We start from the raw sequence: 22,388 nt of genomic DNA on the forward strand, positions 1-22,388 counted from the left end.
GAAAATTAGGGAGAAGGATCATGATGATCGAAAGGATTAGACGGGAGCATGGTTATATGGTGCGATTGCTCGCGATTTTAAATCGAAAATTGCACTTACTAGAAAAAGAGCAGCCAATTAACTACAGTATCGTCAAAGAGATTGTCGATTACTTAGCCAATCATTCTGAAAAAATACATCACCCCAAAGAAGACATTCTCTATCACTACTTTATCGAAAAATACGGTGCTCAAGAACAAGTAGAGAACCTTGAGACAGACCATCTAGATCTATCAGAGAAGACGCATGCTTTTCTAGATGTTGTCGAGATGATTCTCCAAGACTCAGTGGTGCCTCAAGAAGTATTCATGGGGCGTTTATCGGAGTTCATTCAAGACCAAAAACGCCACCTTGATTTGGAAGAACAATCTGTGCTGCCTTTGATAGAAAAACGGTTTACTACCCAAGATTGGCAAGTAGTGGAAAGCCAATGGACGGTGACTGAAGACGACCCGGTCTTTGGTGATACGATAGCTGACCGTTACAAACAGCTAGCTGCTCGCGTCAGGCAAAATGATGTCGAAAGTGTTTAGTTTTGACATTTGGAAATGAAAGAACAATAAAAAACCCAAGCTGAGCTTGGGTTTTTTATTGTTAGCGAGGTTGACTCATTTGTTCTAAATACTGCAACCAGTCTGCGGTTTGTGTGGTTGGCTTTTCTCTATGCGCTGCTTGAGCTACCTTGGTCGCCTTGGCGTAATCTTTCAGGCCCACATAGGCTCTCACTTGCAGTAACAGTTTCTCTTGTTGATTAATGCCAGTGACTTTATTGAGCGAACTTAGCGCCTGATTGAATGCGCCTTGCTGAAGCTCCAACCTTGCCACCTCTTCATAGTACTTACCATTAAGCCTTGCTGCAGCTAGCCAAGCCGTTTGAGCGTTGGACCACTCACGAGCCATTTGCCAATGCCTTGCCTGCTTGATAATGGTGTCAATATCGCTCTCTTTAACTTGTAAATTGGCATAGGACTCAGCAGCCTTCTCGGGAATACCTTGCTGAGAATAAAGCTGAGCTTTACTGACCTGAAGATTCTCTGGTAGCTCGATACCAGCGCGTTCGGCGGATACTAAGGTTGCCAGTGCCAATTTGTACTGCCTAGTTTGCATATAGAGTGAGCTCAACTGCTGCCACCACATTAGGTTATCCGGCTGTAACGCCAATAACTTTTGTGTCGTTAAAATCGCATTCTTCAAGCGTTTTAATTGCATCTCACCCGTTAATTGCAAACTTAATGGCTGTAATTTAGGGGTATTGTCACGCCTGTGATATTCATTAATTGCCGCCAATAAAGGTTTCCATTGCTGCAATAAGTAATGAGTTCGCGCTTTATTGAGCCATACTCCGGTGATTTGGTCTTTGCTGATGTTGTTTGCTTCAGCGGTTTTGGTCAGCTGATTGAAGTGCACTAACGCCTGTTCAGGTTTATCTTCAGAGAGTAAAAGTTCTGCCAGCATACGTTCCGTTTGCCAACCTTGTTCATCTTCGAATGCCCCCGTATTCACGGCTATTTGTAGCTGTTTGACGGCTTTGTCAGCTTGTTCAGCTTGCCAATAATAGATGCCTAGCATGCGTGCCACATACGCTTTGTCGTAATTGGCACTCGGCTTTAGTCCTTCTAAAAGATTAATGGCTTCGCTCAGTTTATCCTCTTGCTCCAGCTCATAGGCCTTGGAAACTTGTGTTGCTGTTCGCATACCAAGTTGCGGGGCAGCAGCTACGCTAGTGGTCACTAAGAGGCTGCTCAGAGCTAGGGCGGAGATAACAAATAGACGCTTTATCATTGATTCAACTTAAACTCTAATTTGACGGTTTGGCCGATGCGCGGAGTCGCTTTGCCATTCACAATCATCGGTTGATATTTCCATTGTTTAAGTGCCACCATTGCCTCACGTTCAAACATTCGTCTTGGTTTGGCTTCTACCACTTGAACATCCGTCGGGCGACCACTTTCATCGATAGTAAAAGACATCACCACATAACCTTCGATATTACGCTGTAATGCACGACGCGGATAGCGAGGCTCCTTACGGTGTAATGGCATGACTTGCTGGTTTTGACCTATATCTGGAACGGTTGGAGCATTGAGCGCCACGCCTGCCACTTGAGTTGAAATGGCGATGTTAGGTAGTTGAGGTGTACTTGGTGTTTGTACACTTGATACTTGTGAGCTTTGTTCTACCACCGCTGCCGAAGGAGGCGTTGAAGGCATTTTGGGTGGCTCAGGGAGCACACGTTGGCGCCTTGCTGTTTCACTATCTGGTTCCACCATAACTAAATCATAACTCAGCCTTGGCTTATCATCAGGCTTAGCTTTAGGCCCAATATCGATCATCCAACTCATAAAAAAGAACAGGGCAAAAGCTAACGCAGCTGCAAGTGGGACACTAGCCAGTAGTCGAACCATTATGGGCTCTCCGTCGCCAACGCAATTTTCGTGACACCTGCTCCTTTAGCGCTGTCCATCACCTCTACCACAGTGCCATTGAAAGCGTGCTTGTCAGCCTGAATTACCATCGAAGCATTAGGTTGTTCTAACAACAGTTTCTCAATTGTTGCTTGCACACGTTCCACGTCCACGCGACGTTTATCAATGTAGATATCGTTAGCGGAAGTAATGGCCACAAAGATCCCTGCATCTTTCTGGCTAACGGCGTGGCTTGCTTGTGGTCGATTAACATCAACACCAGACTCACGGACGAATGAACTGGTGACAATAAAGAAGATCAACATGATAAATACAATATCGAGCATTGACGTCATATCGATATTGGCTTCTTCGGTCTGTTTTCTACGATGACCTAATCTCATTGAGAGTCTCCTGAGTGAGCCGCATTGGAAGACAAGTGACGTTCACTTCTAAGTAACTGTTCAAGTTGAAGTAGGCTTTTGCTACTCCATTTTTGAATACGTGAATAGGCGAGCATGCCTGAGAGTGCGGCGACCATGCCTGCCATAGTCGGAATCGTCGCCATTGAAATACCAGCTGCCATTAAGCGAGGCTGCGCGCTACCTTGAGCGGCCAGGGTATCAAATACTGTGATCATACCGGTGACAGTTCCAAGTAGTCCTAGCATGGGACACAAGCTAAGTAGGCACTTCAGCAAGTTTAAGTTTTGCTTAAGCTTATTCTCTGCTTCACTTAGCATGGCATTGCGCTGTGACTGAGCGTACCAAGAGTAATGATCTTGGCGTGCTACCCATTTCTCAACCCAGCTTTTTTTCTCGGTAGGAAAGACCTTGGCGAAATAGATCACTCGCTCAAAGGCCACTAACCAAAAAATAAACACCACCGCGGCGAGCCACCATAATACTGGCCCACCTTGCGTCATAAACTGGTTCAGATGCTCGCTACCGGGTAGCCAACTGAATAGGTTATGCGGCATACGCTTCCTTATGCTCAACGGTTTGAACTTCGGCTTGCTCTGCAACAAGACCAACACTCTGACGTTCTAGGATATTGCGAATCGTTTCGGCCTTAGAACTCAGTAAGTTGTGAGCAAGAAGTAGTGGCATCGCAGTAATCAGACCGAGTACGGTTGTGACCAATGCCATAGAGATACCACCCGCCATGACACGAGGCTCGGCATTACCAAACTGGGTAATCACTTGGAAGGTTTCGATCATACCGGTAACTGTACCTAACAGACCTAGCATTGGTGCCAGAGCAGCCAATAGCTTAAGCATGCTCAGACCACGTTCAAGGTGCTGCTGCTCATCCATGATGGACTCAAGCAGTCGTAGCTCAAGTGCTTCAACATGAAGCTGTTTCTCGCTGTTGTAGACGCTAAGAACACGACCTAGTGGGTTATCAGTAGGGGTGCTCGGTGATTTTAGTTGTTTGTTGATCTTTTGCTCAGTGGTAATCAGAACAGCTGCTCGATATAGAGCGATGATCATGCCTAGAGCAAAGAGCCCTGCAATGATCTTACCGACAATACCACCGTGTTCGAATCGCTCGGCTAAGGTCGGGTTATCCGCCAGCTGCTTGTAGATATCACCACGGCTTGGGTCGATAAGGGCGGCTGTTTGGCCTGTCACAATACCAGCAGCATCTGCTGAGGTGGGAACGTTTTTAGGAAGGCGAGGGAAATCACTGGCCAACTTGCCATCCCAATCAATAGGACCATGGTCCGACAGTAAAGCAAAGTTGCCTAAACGAACCGCATCGAGTTGGGTGATTTCACCGTTACCCGCAACAAAGGGAACTTGGACGTTGACGTAGGTCGCGCTGGTGGCTATTTGGGCTTGATAAGCACGCCACAGTCCCGTCAGCTCCTGAATGGATGGCAATGTTTTCGCTGCGACGATACCATTGATGTCAGCGATTTGCTTAGCTTGCTCAGTATTGGCGACAGAATGATCGAGTTCCACTTGAAGCTCTTTGGCTGATTGTCTGACTACGCCAAACAGTTCACCTAAGCTGCCTGTTTCTAAATGCAGCTTCTTTTGTTGCTCTGCTAAGGTGCGTTCATTATCAGAAAATGCAGTGCTGAGCGATTCAATGCTTGCGTCCAGTTGAGCTTTACGTTTCTCGAGTTTAGCTTTACGGGCCGCTAGTTGCTGCTCTTGCTTCTTAAACCCAGCTTCACGGTTTGCATTGTGCTGACTCTCTTGTTGCTGAGCAGTTTTGGCTTTTGAAGTTAGACTCTCTGCGGCTAAAGAAGGTTGTGCTAATCCAAGGCTTAGCAGCGCAACCATAAGCGGAAATTTATGCAATGATAACGTACGCATTAGCTAGGATCCTGTGTTTGAGTCGCTGGGGTCAATGATACTGGAAGTTCAACAAGCGATGGAGACGCTTGCTTGTGAGCAATAGCAAAGGCTTTGTCAATCTGTGGGGCTAACGCACTATCAACGGCAACCCAGCGGTTTTGGTTGATATCCCATGACCAATATTGGTTTCTGTCTAGACTGCGAGCGACCAGAGAAAGGCGGCCTAAATAAAGCTGCTCAGCTTCAATGTCGTTGCCAACATGGATAAGGCCTCGGTAACTACCTAGCTTAATGCCGTAGTCCATTTCAATCTGATACGCTTCTAAAATACGACGGTACTTTTCAGCATCACTGACATCAGCTTGAGGCATCAAAGCCTTCAACTCATCAAGTCTCGCTAGACGTGTATCAATTCGAATTGGTTTGTCCTGCTTAATATGTGCTTCAAGCCCTGCAAGCATTTGATACATCAATGGCACAACACCTTGGCGAGTTGCACTGATTTGCTCTAACTGAGTATCAATACTAGCCATCTCTTCTTCTTGATTAGCAACAACGGCTTGCAAGTGCTTTTCGTATACTTCTAAGTTCGCCACTTCTTGCTCAAGCATCGCGATATCAGACTTCAGTTCAAATGCTTTATCGCTACTTTTGTTGATGCGAGTTTGGCTTTGTGCACTTTGCGTGATGGTTTGCGCCTCGACATTTCGAGCACTATTAAGATCGTTGGCGGTCGCGAAGCTGCTTACGGACAGCAGTGGGAGCGAACACAAGGTCAGGCGAAGAGCCGTTTTGTTCATTTCAAGAGCCTTCTGCTTTCTAGTAGAAAGTACCAGTTATTTAGTTGAATTCGGGTTCCAAATGTCTGCTACTGATTTGCGGAGTTAACGCAGTGAATCGAGTCAGAAAGAATGGCATTAAACGAGTCGTGTTACCGTTTTCATGTCTGCATTGGAAGCGCGGTTATTGTATTGCAACTGCGTGGAGAAATACAGTCTAAATGATATTGATATGAGTTATCATTTGTTATCTCTTAATCAATATCTTGTAACGAAATATCATCAGTTTTTGGTTAAGGATAAATAACTCATATAAATCAATATCTTTAATAATGTTATGTTATTTGTTTTGAGGACACCCTTGGCAATAATCACCGTCTGCACGTCGGTAATGCATGCAGCAGGCGCGTCGTTGGACGAAATATTCCCCGTCGATGGAGACATCTAGCCGTCCAAAGCGAGTAAGCGGTAATTCCAGAGCCTGTTGCCAATGCTGAAGTTCATGAGCAAAGGTAGGGTGCAGTTGTTCTTTGGTTAGTAGACTTACGCTAACCATATGATTGAGTCCGCGAAGCAACATTTCCATCACAGTGTCAGCAAGCAGCTTCTCTTGAGTGGCTGGGCTCATTCTGCATACGTCACTGAGTTGTCGCGCTAGATCGGCAATAAGTAATTTTAGCTCTTTGGCGGCAATGGCTAAGCGCTGATGTTGGTCGCCAAGTTGCCAATTGTGTTCAGCAAAATCAAACTGCCCAACAACACCGTTATCAAGATTTACCGCTTGTTTCATTGTGCTGATTGGCGGTACGTGTTCGACATAATAAGTAGTGACTAAAGCGATGGTAATTGGCTGCCAAACTAACATGGTCCAAGTACGTGTTTGCCAGTAGACCGCACCAGCTTCGGGATAGTGTTGCTTCCAGTATTGATAAAGCGACTGTACTTCTTGGCGTGATGTTGAATTGGGTTCAATAACGTGTGCTCCCTCTGTCAGTTCAACTAACAGAGGGGAGACTTGTTGTGAGACATGCGTCAACGCCTCAAGGCGTGACGCATGTTGATTAGCGAGTGAGGTTTGCATTAACCATTAAAAACCAAATTTCAACCTAGCAACGATGCGACGTTCGTCATTTGCCCAACAGTTTAATGAGTCATAGCATGTGTATGTTTCGTTATTGAACAAGTTGGTAACCGCAACGGATGCAGATGACCCTTTCATACTGCTTCCTAGTGTGCCTAGGTCATAACCTAAAGATAAGTCGACAACAGTGTATCCCGGAATAGTTCCAGAGTTAGCCGCGTCGAGCTGAGTTTCACCGATGTAGCGCACGCCACCACCAAGAATGGCACCGTCTAGCGCAGTTCCGTAGAAGTTATAGTTAGCCCATAAGTTGGCCATTTGATCTGGTACCCACACCGGTTTTTTACCAATTTGAGTCGGATCGGTATCTTCCGTAATTTCCACATTTTGGTAGGTATAGTTAGCCGCGAGATCTAAACGATCCGTCGCGTACCATTTACTTTCAACTTCAACCCCTTTAGAAACGCTTTCACCGACCTGTATTTGATGCTGCGGTAACGAGCCATTTGGATCTTTGACTAGTGCACCTTTCTTAGTGATATGGAACGCAGCAATATTTAGCATCTTGGTCATGTCGGCAGAGTTGTACTTCACACCCGTTTCCCATTGATGGCCTGTGGATGGTTTGAAGGCATTACCGTCTTTATCCGTTCCAGCAACAGGTTCAAAGCTATCTGCGTAGTTGATGTATGGCGATATACCGTTGTCGAACTCATACAAAGCACCAACACGATATGAGGTGTTATTTTGGTCTAGGGTAGTTGTCGCGCCTGTTGAGTTAGCTGTTGTATCGCTCTTGTAATTGTCAAATCGAACACCAGCGATCATAACAAGGCGGTTAAGACGCATCTGATCTTGTAAGTACAGTCCCAGCTGTTTCGAATCGACTTGGTTGCCGTAATTCGTTGCACTGGCCATCTGCTTTTTGATCTCTTCTTCACTTAGTTGGTTGTTGTCAGGGTTATAGATATCAATGGTTGATGTGGCAACGTCAAAGTAGTCCACTTTTGAATCTAGCTGCTGATAATCCAAACCAATAAGCAAGTTGTGCATCAAGTTGCCAGTATTAAAATTACCGTTTACCTGTGCATCAGACACCCAACCTTTGGACTTTTCATCGGTTAGATAGGCGTTACGACTCAAGGTTCGACCGTCGGCAGCTAAGCCAGTACCGTAGGTATTGTGCTGTAGAGCCGAGCCATCCATGTAGCGAGTATTTACTAATAAGGTCCAGTCATTACTGAATTCATGATTCAGTTTAACCCCGTAGAGGCCGACTTCTTTTTCAAACTTGTTCCAGTTTTGATCGCCGGTGAAGAGGTTTTTGCTGAGATCACCGTTTGGATTAGGCAGCACCGTGCCGTAGCCTGGCATAGAAGTATAAATGCCCGCTTTAGGGTCATTTTGATAGTAGGCATTAAAGTTAATCAGTGTTTTGTCGCTGACGTTCCAATCGACAGAGGGTGCGATTAAGTAACGCTCTTCTTCGGAAGTATCTGCCATACCGTCTCTTTTTAGAGCTTTTCCTAAGAAACGGTAATTAAAGTTGCTATCACCAATCTGGCCGCGAGAATCGATAGTGAACTCTTTGTGAGCGTGAGAACCACCCGCTACGCTAATGTCTGTAGCGCGCTCTTGTGTTGGTCTCTTGGCCACTAAGTTGACCATACCACCAGGAGGCATCGCTCCATAGAGCACGGATGTTGGACCTTTAAATACTTCTATTTGCTCAACAGCGAACGCGTCCACTTGAGGTTGAAGGTTCCATGCATTGTATTGGAGTTGGAGACCGTCGTAATAATTCTGGTAGTTGGTAAAACCGCGTATGTTAAATAGGTCCAGACGACCTACTGCGCCGCCACGCAGCTGAGTATGTACCCCTGGCGTATAGCGTAGAGCCTCAGCAACGGAGTTAACGCCGCGCAGATCAAGTGTTTCTCGATCAATAACCGAGATACTTTGCGGTGTCTCTTCCGGCGTCAATGAAGTTTTAGTGGCAGTATTACGATAAGTCTTACCCAGTACTGTCATTTGCTCGTCAGTTTGAGGTGTTTGACTTGTCTGGTTATCTTCTGCAACTGAAAGTGTAGGCACGGCGATTAGCATGCTTACGGCCACTGCTATTGGGCTAAGTTTTGTTTTTAACATCATAGAAAAAGATTCTTAAAGAGTATGTAAATGTTATTGATAATTACTTTCATTTACAATTCTAAGGATTTTGATTCTGTGATACTTAACAATTTGGTGCAAGTTTTTTCTTGGAAACGATTTGTCGAAAGTACTGCTATAACGATTGAATAGGTAACCAAAACTCCATTTTAGCGTCTTGGCTTTCCAGTTGATAATCTCTTGGATAGCACTCGAGTTCAAACCCCTCCAGACCCATGTAACCTGAGCTTGGGAGCCAACTTTGTAGTACCCACTCGAGTGTTTTTGGAAACGTAGCAGCAGGCCCTACGTGGGTAATGACGGCATACATCTGTGCAGGAATGGTAATGTGTTCAAGTTGTGAAATTTGAGAAAATGCTGGGTTATCACTGGCCGCCCAATACACTAGCTGTGAGTTGGGCAATACTCGCACTGTATCGACAATTCCGTAATAGAAGTGATTTGGGGCTATCGAATGTTGCAGCGCGATTTGAGTAAAGGTGCCCCAAATATCGTGAACTTGCTGACTAAATTGTGGGTTCGCTGCATAGATGGAGTCGATGGGTCCATATACTCCCCAAAACTGAGTTTCTGGTTTGCTTTCTATTCGAACGACTTGCGTTGCGGCTTGATCAAGAGGCAATTCTGGACTCATGACTAGAGGTAGCCTGATACCATTAAGTTTGCCTACTAGGCGATATTGTCTTGGAGAGATGGCAAAAAGCTGCTTGAAGGCACGGCTAAAGCTCACTTCAGAATTAAAACCAAAATCGAGCGCAATGTCGGTGACCTTTTGGTCACTCTTTAAAAGTTGCTCTGCTGCGCGGCTGAGCTTTTGTTCTCGCACGTACTGGGCAAGGTTGTGATTGGTTTGCTCTTGAAACACACGTTGTAACTGCCAGCGAGACCAGCAGCTTATATCGGCAAGTTCAGTGACCGTAAGCGGTTTATCTAAATTCTGATGAATATAATCAACGATCTTTTCGACGCGATTTAGATGAATAGGTTTTCGCTTTGAGACCATAACCGAAGTCAATGTGGTTAAACATCGCACTATCTTGACACTTTTGTCACCGGAGGTCGAATACAACGTACTGTTCGAGAAAAAACAAAACCCTCTATAAAGAGGGTTTTGTATGTTATCACTCATGAAGTTTCAGGCTCTTCATAAGCGAAAATTCTTATTGAGATTGAATCAGTGGTGGTTTAGAGATCAACGTCATCAAGTGAGAAGTCGAGTCCGATATCCATATCGTTCAGTTCTTTTTGTAAGCGCTGCCTGTCTTTAATGGCTTCAATTTCTCGCCATTTCCTTTTTACCGGTTTAGAGCGTCCTGCGCGAGCACGTGGAGCACCTAGTTCCGCAATGTCATCCAGTTCAAAGCCTTCCATAAGCTACCTCTACTATTGTTATTCTCCTCACGGAGACCTTTTAGTACCACATTCCAAGGCAGACTAACTTTGATTTGTTTCTCATTTGTTTCGCAAGTATGAAGTTTTTATGCCATTTTGAATGCAACCTCACACTTTTTAGTAACTCATTTGTCTAAAAAACAACCGATTGAATCACATTATGAAAAAGAAATTGTTCAGTGAGATTGTTAATACCGTGTGCTGAGAAGGGAGTAGGTAGCGAATCGTGTGCTACGAGAAAGGTTCTCATTGCGTGATAATGTCTAAAAAGTATTCCATTTGGTAAAACAACGTTCATCCGTTGCTATGTCTAGGCTTGCCCGCAAACAAGCGAATGCAAAGATGATTACTTGCTATGCTTATCTATTGTTAATAAAACAAGTCGAATTTGATAACGGTAAGTGACCAAGTTGCTTTGTAAAGTGTTAACTTTTCGTGATTTTATGGTGAAAAATAACAATAATATACTACTTGTTGCGTATTGATTTTTGCGCGCCATGACTGCAAAATCCGCCCGTCAAAAAATAAGCCGACTTGTGTGTCGTTCCCAATGGGTAAGAAATACAAGCTAAGTTGCAGTGAAAAACAGTGAAATTAACAAAACCACATGGATGGGATAACCACGCAATTTAGGACGCACTTGGATGTGCAGCTCGGTACTCTAACTTTAAGTGAGGTTTAAAGTGACAGACGTTATTAATCTAATGAATGATCTTCTTTGGGGATCGATTCTGGTTTACTTACTCGTAGGTGTGGGGATTTACTTTACAGTACGCCTAGGGTTTATTCAGTTCCGCCATTTTGGTCACATGTTCAGTGTGCTAAAGAACAGCCGCAAAGCAGACAGCGCTGGTATCTCTTCTTTCCAAGCTCTTTGTACCAGTCTTGCAGCACGTGTTGGCACCGGTAATATGGCAGGGGTTGCCGTTGCGCTAACCGCAGGTGGCCCAGGTGCAATCTTCTGGATGTGGCTCATTGCCATGCTAGGTATGGCGACATCATTTGCTGAAAGTACGCTTGCACAGTTATACAAAACCAAAGATGACGACGGCAACTACCGTGGTGGTCCTGCTTACTACATGGAAAAAGGTTTAGGCATGCGCTGGATGGGCGTGTTGTTCTCAATCTTCCTGATTATTGCTTTTGGTTTGGTATTTAATGCCGTACAAGCGAATGCTATTGCAAACGCAATGAACACGGCATTTGGCTTCGACCCTATGATTGTCGGCGTTGCCATTGTACTTATCTCTGCGTTCGTTATTTTCGGTGGTGTTCGCAAGATTGCTCGTACTGCTGAACTTATCGTTCCAATTATGGCGCTGGCTTATCTTGCGCTTGCGATTGTTGTAATGGTAATGAACCTTGAGAAAGTGCCAGAAGTTATTGCGTATATCTTCAAGAGTGCCTTCGGTCTACAAGAAGCCGCTGCTGGTGGTCTAGGCTACGCTATTGCACAAGCGATGATTCAAGGTATCAAGCGAGGTCTGTTCTCAAACGAAGCTGGTATGGGTTCTGCGCCTAATGCTGCAGCGTCTGCTACGCCTTATCCGCCACACCCTGCGTCACAAGGTTATGTGCAAATGCTTGGTGTGTTTACCGATACCATCGTAATTTGTAGTGCAACAGTAGCGATTATCCTGATGTCAGGAGAGTACGTGCCTCACGGTGAAGTGACAGGTATTGAACTGACCCAACGTGCCTTGAGTTCACAAGTGGGTGAGTGGGGTGGCATTTTTGTTGCTGTGGCGATTTTCTTCTTCGCATTCACATCAATCATTGCTAACTACTCTTATGCAGAAACCAACCTTATCTTCCTAGAGCACAACCACAAAGCGGGTCTTGGCCTGTTCCGTATTATCGTATTAGGTATGGTAATGTTTGGCTCAGTGGCGACGCTGCCAATGGTTTGGGCTTTGGCCGATGTTTCGATGGGCTTGATGGCTATCGTTAACTTGATTGCGATTATCTTACTATCGGGCATCGTGATTAAGCTTGCTAAAGATTACAACAGACAGCTAAAAGCGGGCAAAGTGCCTACATTTGATGCTAACGACTACCCTGAACTTAAGTCTCAACTTGAGGAAGGTATTTGGTATAGCAAAGAGACAGATAACAAGTAATCACTTTTACCTATCTCAAAAATAGATTAAGCCATGCACTATTTGATTGAAGAAAGTGCATGGCTTTTTTTATACTGGGTAAAACCATTATTAAAAAGAGTACAGTCATGCTTATCGTTGTTTCACCAGCAAAGACCTTAGATTACGAGTCACCACTCGCAACTGAGCGATTCACTCAACCAGAACTTGTCGAGCAGTCTGCGGAGCTTATCGAAGTGTGCCGCAAGCTAACGCCTGCTGATGTATCAGCATTGATGAAAGTCAGCGATAAGATCGCAGGGCTGAATGTGGCTCGATTTGAACAATGGTCTCCGACATTCACTACCGACAATGCTCGTCCAGCCATTCTGGCTTTCAAAGGCGATGTGTACACGGGCTTAGCCGCAGAGACGTTATCTGAAGATGATTTTGACTACGCACAGCAGCACCTGCGTATGTTGTCTGGTCTTTACGGTCTTTTAAAGCCATTAGACTTAATGCAGCCATATCGTCTAGAGATGGGAACCAAGCTCGCTAACGCACGTGGGACCAACCTTTATCAGTTCTGGGGCAATATTATTACAGATAAGCTGAATGAAGCTTTGAATGCTCAAGGTGATAATGTGTTGATCAATCTTGCCTCGAACGAATACTTTAAAGCGGTAAAGCCTAAGCAGTTAGACGGCAAAGTTATTACTCCGGTCTTTAAAGACTGTAAGAACGGTCAATATAAAGTGATCAGTTTCTACGCTAAAAAGGCGCGAGGCATGATGGCTCGTTATATCATTGACAACCGCATTGACTCTATTGAAAAACTCACCGCATTTGATGTGGCGGGTTACTACTTTGTTGAAGAAGAGTCGACGGCAACAGAGCTAGTTTTCAAGCGAGAAGAGCAGTAAGTTTCTTTTCCTGCTTCGCGTGATTACAGGTTACAACAATGAAAAAAGGCTCTAATGTTTCATCATTAGAGCCTTTTAGATTATTGAGAGAAAGTTAACTTACTTCTTCTTGCCATTTTTCTTTTTCACGGCTTTTTTCTTGTCTTCTTTCTTCTTCTTTTTCTTAAACACAGGCTTTTTGTGTGTAGGACGTAAGCCATCAATAAAGCGCTCTTTTATCAGCTCTTTAGTGTAACGACCTACACGATCCATCATTGGCTGGTCGTGAGCTTCCACAATAGAGATTGCTGTACCTTTTTTACCAGCACGTGCAGTACGGCCAATACGGTGCAGATAAACATCAGCACTGCGTGGTAGGTCGTAGTTGATCACGTGTGAAACGTCGGGAAGGTCAATACCACGAGCAGCAACATCAGTTGCCAGTAGGATATTCACGCTACCGTCACGGAAACGGCTGATCGCATTGTTACGGCGATCTTGAGGCATTTCACCTTGAATCCATGAGCATGGGATTTGTGCACTGTCTAGTTGCTGACGAAGTTCACCTAAGCGTTCACGGGTCTTTAAAAATACGATAGTGCGCTGAGCTTGTTCAGTGAGTATATGCTTGAGCAATGCCAGTTTGTGCTCAGCATTGTCGGCACGGTGATACCACTGAGTGATTTTTTTACGTTCACGCGTTGATGGCTCTGCAGAAATCTCAGCAGGAGCTTTCAGTAGATCGGCAGTGAAGCCTTCTACACCACGACCTTCCAATGTGGCAGAGAACAGTAACGTTTGCTTGCGCCATCGGCATTCTGCAGACAAGCGGTCTACGGTTGGCCCAAAACCAAGGTCGAGCATGCGGTCTGCTTCGTCCAATACCAACCACTCAATCGCGCGGCAATCAAAACGCTCTGATTCGATGTATTCCATCAGACGTCCTGGTGTCGCTACCACGATATCTTGGGTTTGAGCGAGCGTGTCAGCATGAGTGTCGTAAGTCACGCCACCAGTAATGGTCGCAACCTTTAGACGAGTGTGTTTTGCCAGAGCTTTGGTGTGCTCAGCCACTTGCATCGCTAGTTCACGCGTTGGCGTTAAAACTAGAATACGTGCAGGGCCAGCTTTTTTGCGTGGAAAATCCAGCAGATATTGAATCGCTGGAATAGCAAAGGAAGCCGTTTTACCAGTCCCTGTTGGCGCTGAGGCTAAGATGTCTTTGGCATCAAGTGCTTGTGGGATAGCCTGTGCTTGGATCTCTGTAGGGCGGCTATAGCCCATTTCCTCTATCGCTTCTAAAAGGACAGGATCTAAATCTAATTCAGCGAAGGTTCTGATCACTATGGTGTCTCCACAAGACGTAAGTTAGCCCTGAGCAAAAAAACAGCAATCAGGGGAAAAGTAGGGCGGCTATTATACTCAAACAGAGCCAGAGCGCACTTACATTTTAAGGTAAAAGTCTTTGGTTAGGGCAATAAAGTCTTTGGAATAGCCCCCAGTCTCGGAATGAATGATCAAATGCTCTGTATTTAATGAGATTGCCTGTTTACAAAGGGTAAATAGCAGCCGATGACACGATTTTTTTGTTGTCGATTGGATTTGGCAAATTCGGTTTAAATACCAGCCTTTTTGTTGTGCGATATCAATAAACTGTTCGCCCTCTACTTTAGGCAGAACAAAACTGGCTTCGCCCTCATCCGATAACAGATTAAAACAGGCGTCGAGTAATTGATCGTGAGAGAGTGTATCAGTGTGGCGGGCTGTTGCTCGGTGCTGGTTCTTAGATTGCTCACCACTATTAAAATAAGGTGGGTTGCAGATAATGCCACTAAATGACTCAGAAAATGGTGTAGTTAACACATCACTATGAAGAAGAGAGACTCGTGAATGCCAAGGTGAGCGATTGATATTGATTTCCGCATCTTGAATCGCCACTGCATCGATATCGATAGAGGTGATTTGAGCGTTGCTATATCGCTGAGCAATCATTAAGGACAGTAAACCTGTTCCCGTTCCAATATCCAAAATATGTGTTGAATCGCGGTATTGTGCCCACGCTCCTAATAACACTCCGTCGGTGCTCACGGGCATACCGGAATGACCATCGAAGATGGAGAACTGTTTGAACTGAAAGCCTTTGGTTTTTGTTGTGCTAGAAGTCATGGTTTATTTTGTTAATCGTTTGCTTTTGAGTAAATATCACTATTGTTAAATAATTGAGTAGTGATATGTTCTGTCTGTGATCGACTTGTTTTAATTTTTGGTTAGTATAAATAATTGCTTATTTGTTTTAATCTAGAGAATCTAACTGCTTTTTAAAGGTCAAAGCAAATTAATGTAGTGTTTATTTCTATATCTATTGCTTATTGACTAGTGATTCGTCATCATGCCCGCCTTATTTTTACGGTAGAGCAAAGACTCTTCCGGCTAACACACAACATAACAAGTAAGGGCATATCTGTGAAACAGACGTTGAAAACAACAGATATTATAGCAGTCGGCTTTATGCTGTTTGCATTTTTCCTTGGCGCGGGAAACATCATCTTCCCTCCATTGGCAGGTCAATTAGCGGGTGATCATTTATTACCAGCAATGACTGGCTTCCTTCTCACTGCTGTAGGTCTTCCTCTTATTACCATTATTGCCGTTGCAGTGGCTGGGGGCTCATGGGAGCACTTGACTAAGGATCTTCCTAAACGAGCGGCAACATTGATTGCTGTACTCATCTTTATCATTATTGGACCTGCATTTGCAGCGCCACGTACTGGCTTAGTGGCTTATGAAATGGCCGTTCGTCCATTCTTTGCTGACGCTGCTCAAATGCACCTGACAGTGTTCTCAATCCTGTTCTTTGCTATCGCCATGGCATTTGCTTGGTCTCAAGGCAAGTTGATTGATGTGATTGGTAAAGTGCTAACGCCTGTGCTGTTTGTTGGTTTGATTGTGTTGGCTGGCGCGGTATTCATTGATCCTCAAGGTGAAATGATTGCACCGGTAGGCGATTATCTAACTCAACCTCTGACTAAAGGTTTCCTAGAAGGTTATAACACCATGGATACGTTTGGTTCACTGATGTTCGGTATGTTGATCGTCGATGCGCTTCGCAAGAAAGGCATTACGGAACAAGCGGCAACGACTAAGTATTTAATCAGCTCAGCGCTTATTGCTGCGGCTGGTCTGGCGTTTGTTTATATCTCTCTATTCTACTTAGGCGCGACCAGTGCGACAGTGGCAGCAGGAGCTGACAACGGCGGTGCGATTCTAAGTCAATATGTTCAAGCGCTATTTGGTCCATACGGTCAAATCGTGTTATCAGTAATTGTATTACTGGCTTGTTTAACAACAGCAATTGGCCTGATCTCTGCGTGTTCTGATTACTTCAGCTCACTCACGTCTATCAGCTATCACAAGTGGGTCATCATTATCGGCGTTGCTTGTGCAACCGTGGCGAACATCGGCCTAGCTCAGCTTATTTCGCTGTCTGTACCGGTTCTGTTTGCACTTTACCCAGTAGCTATTGCATTGGTTGCCTTGACGTTTGCACGCAAGAAACTAGCAAACCCTAAACTGGCGTATCGTGTGGTGGTACTTGTTGCACTGACCTTCGCACTGATTGATGCTGCAAAAGTATCGGGTATCGATGTATCGTTCTTCAACGTGCTACCACTGTTTAGTGTTGGTATGGGTTGGGTAATGCCAACATTTGCAGCTATTATCTGTATGTGTTTTATTGGTCGAAATGATCAAGAATTCACGCAAGAAACAGCGTAGTTTACTGATTGATTACAAAAATGGCGCTTCTTATGAAGCGCCATTTTTTTATGCGTGAGAATGTACAAGGTAGGACTTACAGCAGCGCTTGGTATTCCACTAAGATCTGTTCACACCAAGTTGCAATGCGTTCGTCACTGAGCTCGTATTGAGAGTCTTCATCTAATGCTAAACCAACAAACTGGCTGCCATCTTCCGTTAAGGCTTTTGACGCATCAAATTCGTACCCAACATTAGGCCAGTAGCCAACGAATTTTGCTCCAGTGACCTTTAGTTCATCGTGAAGCATGCCCATTGCATCAAGGTACCATTCGCCATAGCCTTCTTGATCGCCAAGACCGAATAGGGCAACCACTTTTCCTTGCAGTGATACGCCAGAAACTTGATCCCAAATCGCGCCCCAGTCTTCTTGAATTTCACCAAAGTCCCAAGTCGAAATACCAAGAATTAACAGGTCATAGTCGCTCATATTAGAAATAGGCGTATCTTTTACGTTGAAAATGTCGACGATGTCTGGACCTATAATCTCGCGAATTTTCTCCGACGCCATTTCGGTATAGCAGGTTGACGAACCGTAAAACAAACCTATTTTCATCATTCTTTCTTGCTGTCGTTCTATATGATTCGAGATTCTACCCTTAATCTGACCATCTTTGCAGCGCTTATTCATCTTCTATAGGTTTTTTATGGCATTATCGTTTCTTCTCGCATACTCTGTTGAAAGTACTGTATAAACATCCAAGAGGCGGTTGTGAGCGACGTAAATACCCAAGATCAAGGCTTAGTGGAGCAATTTTTAGACTCCATGTGGATGGAGCGAGGGTTGTCTGAGAATACCCTTTCTTCGTATCGCAATGATCTCTTTAAGCTATTGAAATGGATGAATGAGCACAATTACCGACTAGACTTTATTAGCCTGTCGGGATTGCAGGAGTATCAAACGTGGTTAATGGATCAGAATTATCAGCAGAGCTCACGGGCAAGAATGCTCTCTGCTATTCGTCGTTTGTTTCAATACCTTCATCGTGAAAAGGTGCGCTCCGACGACCCAACGGCACTATTGGTGAGCCCTAAGTTACCCAAACGATTACCGAAAGATTTGACGGAAGATCAGGTGACAGCTTTATTGGAAGCGCCAGATCCTAATGACCCCATTGAACTTCGTGATAAGGCGATGCTGGAGCTGTTGTATGCTACGGGGCTACGTGTGACTGAACTGGTTAGTCTAACTATGGAAAACATCAGTTTGCGTCAAGGCGTGGTGCGAGTGATTGGTAAGGGCAATAAAGAGCGCTTGGTGCCAATGGGTGAAAATGCGATTGATTGGATTAGCGAGTTTATTGAAAAAGGGCGTCCGGCATTACTCGGAGATAAAACCTCTGACGTTGTATTCCCAAGTAAACGTGCAAGGCAAATGACCCGACAAACCTTCTGGCACCGTATTAAGTTTTACGCCGTATTGGCGGATATTGATACCGAATTGCTTTCACCGCATGTTCTTCGCCACGCTTTCGCGACGCACTTATTGAACTATGGCGCTGATCTTCGTGTCGTACAGATGTTGTTAGGGCATAGTGACTTATCGACCACACAAATTTATACTCACGTAGCAACAGAACGATTGAAAAATATTCATAGCCAGCATCATCCAAGGGCTTAACTTAACGTTTTTATACAAAGGTGATTTTAATGAGCGTAATGCGCCGTTTGACTCTACTTACTCTTCCACTTTTTGTAACTGCTTGCGGTGCGGAAGAAACACAAGCGACTCCTCAGAAAGCGGAAACGATGGCGGTTGCTGCCGTGCAGGCTGATGAGGCTGCTATTAAGGCTCGATTTGCCAAGATCGGTATTGAAGTTGATGAGATTGTTGCTTCAGACATTAATGGTTTGGTTGAAATACGCACTGCTGGAGGTGTTCTGTTTGCTTCGCCAAACGGTGAGCACTTTATTGCTGGGACACTGTACTCTTTGGATGAAAACGGTAACTACAAAGACGTCATTGCTGAGCGTCAGGCTCCAATCAATGCAGAAAAAATCGCGCAGTTTAGCGATAGCATGATTGAGTACAAAGCCAAAGACGAAAAATACGTTGTGACCATCTTTACTGATATTACTTGCGGCTACTGCGTTCGTCTCCACAGTCAAATGCAGGGTTATAACGATCTAGGTATCACAGTACGTTATCTTGCTTATCCACGCCAAGGCGCAACAGGTCCAGTAGCAGAGCAAATGGCGAAAATCTGGTGTTCAGAAGACCCTGCAGCGGCAATGCATGATGCTAAAGTCAACCGTCAAGAGCCTCAGTTTGATGGCGACCTAAAACAGTGCAAAGAAACAATAGCTAAACATTACAACTTAGGGCGTGAGCTAGGCATTAGCGGTACACCTGCTATTTTCCTACCAAACGGTGAAATGGTTGGTGGTTACTTACCACCAGCTGACCTTCTTAAGCGCCTAGAGCAAATCAAATAACTATTAGGATAAGGGCTCGATAATACGAGCCCATTTTTGTTTATGATAGAAATTCAACGTCGTCCTGAAGTCGATATTTCCGCTTTACCTGATTCTATTCCTTCGCTGCTAAGACGCCTGTATTTATCGCGAGGTGTTACCGATGTTGCTCAGCTAGAAAAAACAGCACGCGGCCTTATTTCATACCAACAATTGGCTGGTATCGATGCGGCTGTTGCTTTACTGTTTGAGGCGATTAAGCAACAAAAACGCATCATCGTTGTGGGTGATTTTGATGCCGATGGCGCAACGAGCTCCGCGTTATCAGTTCTAGCTCTGCGAATGCTAGGCAGTCGAAATGTCGATTATTTGGTACCAAACCGCTTTGAAGATGGCTACGGTTTGAGCCCTGAAGTAGTGGACCAAGCAATCGAAATTGGCGCCGAAGTGATCATGACCGTTGATAATGGTGTGTCTTCGATTTCTGGCGTGCAATACGCTAAAGACAATGGCTTACAAGTGTTGGTCACCGACCACCATTTACCAGGGGCAGAACTTCCCAATGTGGATGCCATGGTGAACCCAAACCTTAATGAATGCGGCTTCCCTTCTAAGGCATTAGCTGGTGTTGGCGTTGCATTTTACCTCATGATGGCGCTTTGCGTGTTCATGCGTAAACAAGGTTGGTTTGCCAAGCAAGGTATGGCGGAACCTAAGCTCATGGAGCTCATTGATTTAGTTGCGCTTGGTACAGTCGCAGACGTAGTGCCATTGGATGAAAATAACCGAATTTTGGTGCATCAAGGTTTGCAGCGTATTCGTGCTGGTAAGGCTCGTCCCGGTATACAAGCGTTAATTGAAATCGCCAAACGCGATGCGCGTAAATTGGTGGCATCAGACTTTGGTTTTGCGTTAGGGCCAAGAATTAATGCCGCAGGACGACTTGATGATATGTCGTTTGGCGTTGAATTGCTGATGTCCGATAACATTCATGCGGCACGACGTATGGCGAGTGAACTTGATGGTTTGAACCAAACTCGTAAAGACATTGAAGAAGGCATGAAGCAAGAGGCGCTGGCGTTTTGTGAGCGTTTGCAAATCAGTGATAAATCCGAGCTTCCTTACGGCTTAGCCCTGTTTCAGCGGGATTGGCACCAAGGCGTTATTGGAATTCTAGCATCTCGAATTAAAGATAAATTTCATCGACCTGTTATTGCGTTTGCTGATGGCGGAGAAGGAACCATCAAAGGCTCTTGCCGTTCCATCCAAGGATTACATATGCGAGACGCTTTGGATCGAATCGATACGCAAAATCCGGGACTTATCTTGAAGTTTGGTGGGCACGCGATGGCGGCCGGTCTGACTATCATGGAGAAAGACTACGAACGTTTCAGTAAGTTGTTCGATGAAGTGGTTCGTGCTGAGTTAGGGGATACCGCACTAAAAGGCATTATTTTGTCTGATGGTGAGTTAACACCTGAAGAGTTTTCTATGCACACGGCGGAGCAGCTTCGTGCCGGTGGACCTTGGGGTCAAGCGTTCCCCGATCCGTTGTTTGATGGTGAATTTAAAGTGCTCCATCAAAAGCTGGTGGGCGAAAAACACCTAAAACTGATGGTTGAGCCAATGCACAAAGGGTTTGGCACTAATATTATGTTGGATGCAATAGCCTTCAACGTAGATTTACGCCGCTGGCCAGATGCTTCAGTGAAAACGGTTACGTTGGCATATAAATTGGACATTAACGAGTTTCGCGGAAACCAATCGTTACAGTTGATGGTAGACCATATAGAACCTCGCTAGAGCTGGATATTTTAGGTCAAGGAAGTTCGATATTTTTCTGTATCTTCGTCACATTTTTGAGTAGAATTCTTCGGTTAAATTCTACTCATAAATGCTGAGCAAATATGTTTGAAATCAATCCAATTAAAAACCGCCTACAGGATGTGACCGAGCGCACTAATATCCTGAGGGGGTATCTTTGACTATGACGCCAAGAAAGAGCGTCTAGAAGAAGTTAATGCAGAACTAGAGCAACCGGATGTATGGAATGAACCTGAGCGTGCTCAAGCGCTAGGTAAAGAGCGTGCATCACTTGAAGCTGTCGTAGAGACTATCGACCAACTTGACCAAGGTGTTGAGGATGTTGATGGCCTTCTAGAGCTTGCGGTTGAAGAAGAAGACCAAGAAACCTTCGACGAAATTGAACCTGAACTTGCTGAACTGGAAGCCAAGTTAGCTAAGCTAGAGTTCCGTCGTATGTTCTCGGGTGACCATGACGCATCAGATTGCTATATCGACTTGCAATCTGGTTCTGGTGGTACGGAAGCACAAGACTGGACCAACATGATGCTACGCATGTACTTGCGTTGGGCTGAAGCGAAAGGCTTCAAGACCGAAGTGATTGAAGTATCTGAAGGTGAAGTCGCAGGTCTAAAAGGCGCAACAGTAAAGATCTCTGGTGAGTACGCTTATGGCTGGCTTCGTACTGAAACGGGTGTACACCGTTTAGTTCGTAAATCACCTTTTGATTCTAGTGGTCGTCGTCATACTTCATTTGCCTCTGCATTTGTTTATCCTGAGATTGATGACAACATTCAAATCGATATTAACCCTTCTGATCTTCGTATTGACGTATACCGCGCTTCGGGCGCAGGTGGTCAGCACGTCAACACGACAGAATCTGCGGTACGTATTACTCACGTTCCAACCAATATCGTAGTGCAGTGTCAGAATGACCGTTCTCAGCACAAGAACAAAGACCAGGCGATGAAACAGCTTCGCGCAAAACTGTTCGAATTTGAACTTCAAAAGCAAAATGCTGAGAAGCAAGCGAACGAAGATGCGAAATCTGACATCGGCTGGGGTAGCCAAATTCGTTCGTACGTTTTAGATGACTCGCGCATCAAAGACTTACGTACAGGTGTCGAAAATCGTAACACTCAAGCAGTACTTGATGGCGATCTAGACAAGTTTATCGAAGCTAGCCTTAAATCAGGCCTTTAA

21 protein-coding genes are annotated in these 22,388 nt (G+C 44.9%); 8 read left to right on the forward strand and 13 right to left on the reverse strand.

Annotated features, from left to right (window positions below):
- Positions 1 to 20 precede the first annotated feature (20 nt).
- Positions 21 to 572, forward strand: a complete 552-nt coding sequence (locus HOP38_RS02060) for a hemerythrin domain-containing protein (RefSeq protein ID WP_006075429.1) — start codon at positions 21 to 23, stop codon at positions 570 to 572.
- A gap of 61 nt (positions 573 to 633) precedes the next feature.
- On the opposite strand, the gene HOP38_RS02065 is transcribed toward HOP38_RS02060, so the two are convergent.
- The 10 genes from HOP38_RS02065 to HOP38_RS02110 all read right to left on the reverse strand — a co-directional run bounded on the left by HOP38_RS02065 (position 634) and on the right by HOP38_RS02110 (position 10,153).
- Complete coding sequence (locus HOP38_RS02065) at positions 634 to 1,821, reverse strand: tetratricopeptide repeat protein (RefSeq protein ID WP_198557324.1); 1,188 nt, start codon at positions 1,819 to 1,821, stop codon at positions 634 to 636.
- Positions 1,818 to 2,444, reverse strand: coding sequence for an energy transducer TonB (locus HOP38_RS02070; protein ID WP_198557325.1), 627 nt, complete (start codon positions 2,442 to 2,444; stop codon positions 1,818 to 1,820). Before HOP38_RS02070 ends, HOP38_RS02065 begins: the two co-directional genes overlap by 4 nt.
- Entirely contained in the window at positions 2,444 to 2,848 is a 405-nt protein-coding gene (locus tag HOP38_RS02075) for an ExbD/TolR family protein (protein ID WP_006075432.1), read from the reverse strand. The genes HOP38_RS02070 and HOP38_RS02075 overlap by 1 nt, the downstream gene beginning before the upstream one ends.
- Complete coding sequence (locus tag HOP38_RS02080) at positions 2,845 to 3,423, reverse strand: MotA/TolQ/ExbB proton channel family protein (RefSeq protein WP_062456778.1); 579 nt, start codon at positions 3,421 to 3,423, stop codon at positions 2,845 to 2,847. Before HOP38_RS02080 ends, HOP38_RS02075 begins: the two co-directional genes overlap by 4 nt.
- Positions 3,413 to 4,771 (reverse strand): MotA/TolQ/ExbB proton channel family protein, encoded by a 1,359-nt coding sequence (locus HOP38_RS02085; RefSeq protein ID WP_423250077.1) that lies wholly within the window; start codon positions 4,769 to 4,771, stop codon positions 3,413 to 3,415. The genes HOP38_RS02080 and HOP38_RS02085 overlap by 11 nt, the downstream gene beginning before the upstream one ends.
- Complete coding sequence (locus HOP38_RS02090; protein WP_088876712.1) at positions 4,771 to 5,553, reverse strand: DUF3450 domain-containing protein; 783 nt, start codon at positions 5,551 to 5,553, stop codon at positions 4,771 to 4,773. The genes HOP38_RS02085 and HOP38_RS02090 overlap by 1 nt, the downstream gene beginning before the upstream one ends.
- 319 nt (positions 5,554 to 5,872) lie before the next feature.
- Positions 5,873 to 6,613, reverse strand: a complete 741-nt coding sequence (locus HOP38_RS02095) for a siderophore ferric iron reductase (RefSeq protein WP_198557326.1) — start codon at positions 6,611 to 6,613, stop codon at positions 5,873 to 5,875.
- A gap of 6 nt (positions 6,614 to 6,619) precedes the next feature.
- A complete protein-coding gene (locus HOP38_RS02100; protein WP_198557327.1) occupies positions 6,620 to 8,764 on the reverse strand; it encodes a TonB-dependent siderophore receptor in 2,145 nt (714 codons plus the stop codon).
- 133 nt (positions 8,765 to 8,897) lie between these two features.
- On the reverse strand, positions 8,898 to 9,785 hold the full coding sequence (locus tag HOP38_RS02105; RefSeq protein WP_062456790.1) for a helix-turn-helix domain-containing protein: 888 nt from the start codon (positions 9,783 to 9,785) through the stop codon (positions 8,898 to 8,900).
- 182 nt (positions 9,786 to 9,967) lie between these two features.
- Positions 9,968 to 10,153, reverse strand: a complete 186-nt coding sequence (locus HOP38_RS02110) for a DUF3545 family protein (protein WP_006075440.1) — start codon at positions 10,151 to 10,153, stop codon at positions 9,968 to 9,970.
- A 704-nt stretch (positions 10,154 to 10,857) separates the two neighbouring features.
- Here HOP38_RS02110 and HOP38_RS02115 point away from each other — a divergent pair.
- A complete protein-coding gene (locus HOP38_RS02115; protein WP_038225549.1) occupies positions 10,858 to 12,294 on the forward strand; it encodes an alanine/glycine:cation symporter family protein in 1,437 nt (478 codons plus the stop codon).
- A 107-nt stretch (positions 12,295 to 12,401) separates the two neighbouring features.
- Positions 12,402 to 13,175: a peroxide stress protein YaaA gene (gene yaaA / locus HOP38_RS02120; protein WP_038225586.1), complete on the forward strand. Its 774-nt coding sequence runs from the start codon at positions 12,402 to 12,404 to the stop codon at positions 13,173 to 13,175.
- 99 nt (positions 13,176 to 13,274) lie between these two features.
- Here yaaA and srmB read toward each other — a convergent pair whose 3' ends face one another.
- Together srmB and HOP38_RS02130 are read right to left on the reverse strand one after the other, a co-directional pair.
- A complete protein-coding gene (srmB, locus tag HOP38_RS02125) occupies positions 13,275 to 14,498 on the reverse strand; it encodes an ATP-dependent RNA helicase SrmB (RefSeq protein ID WP_006075412.1) in 1,224 nt (407 codons plus the stop codon).
- 99 nt (positions 14,499 to 14,597) lie between these two features.
- The gene (locus tag HOP38_RS02130; protein ID WP_096441789.1) at positions 14,598 to 15,320 is read right to left on the reverse strand and encodes a tRNA1(Val) (adenine(37)-N6)-methyltransferase; all 723 of its coding nucleotides are present in this window, start codon (positions 15,318 to 15,320) and stop codon (positions 14,598 to 14,600) included.
- Positions 15,321 to 15,617: 297 nt separating this feature from the next.
- Between HOP38_RS02130 and brnQ the strand changes: the two genes are divergently transcribed.
- On the forward strand, positions 15,618 to 16,928 hold the full coding sequence (brnQ, locus tag HOP38_RS02135; RefSeq protein ID WP_006075410.1) for a branched-chain amino acid transport system II carrier protein: 1,311 nt from the start codon (positions 15,618 to 15,620) through the stop codon (positions 16,926 to 16,928).
- A gap of 76 nt (positions 16,929 to 17,004) precedes the next feature.
- Here the strand turns inward: brnQ and fldB are convergent, their stop codons facing one another.
- On the reverse strand, positions 17,005 to 17,523 hold the full coding sequence (gene fldB, locus HOP38_RS02140; protein ID WP_171391544.1) for a flavodoxin FldB: 519 nt from the start codon (positions 17,521 to 17,523) through the stop codon (positions 17,005 to 17,007).
- A 156-nt stretch (positions 17,524 to 17,679) separates the two neighbouring features.
- Here fldB and xerD point away from each other — a divergent pair, with 156 nt between their 5' ends.
- From xerD to prfB, 4 genes are all read left to right on the forward strand, one after another.
- Positions 17,680 to 18,588: a site-specific tyrosine recombinase XerD gene (gene xerD, locus HOP38_RS02145; RefSeq protein WP_423250078.1), complete on the forward strand. Its 909-nt coding sequence runs from the start codon at positions 17,680 to 17,682 to the stop codon at positions 18,586 to 18,588.
- Positions 18,589 to 18,617: 29 nt separating this feature from the next.
- The gene (gene dsbC / locus HOP38_RS02150) at positions 18,618 to 19,403 is read left to right on the forward strand and encodes a bifunctional protein-disulfide isomerase/oxidoreductase DsbC (protein ID WP_038225545.1); all 786 of its coding nucleotides are present in this window, start codon (positions 18,618 to 18,620) and stop codon (positions 19,401 to 19,403) included.
- Positions 19,404 to 19,445: 42 nt separating this feature from the next.
- Entirely contained in the window at positions 19,446 to 21,185 is a 1,740-nt protein-coding gene (recJ, locus tag HOP38_RS02155) for a single-stranded-DNA-specific exonuclease RecJ (RefSeq protein ID WP_006075405.1), read from the forward strand.
- Between the two features lie 104 nt (positions 21,186 to 21,289).
- Positions 21,290 to 22,388, forward strand: a protein-coding gene (gene prfB, locus HOP38_RS02160) for a peptide chain release factor 2 (RefSeq protein ID WP_096441785.1) whose coding sequence is annotated in 2 segments (ribosomal slippage) — positions 21,290 to 21,364 and positions 21,366 to 22,388 — 1,098 coding nt in all. Because the reading frame shifts where the segments join, the coding sequence is not laid out codon by codon here.

This window comes from Vibrio mediterranei (assembly GCF_013364395.1).
GTDB classification, from domain to species: Bacteria; Pseudomonadota; Gammaproteobacteria; order Enterobacterales; family Vibrionaceae; genus Vibrio; species Vibrio mediterranei.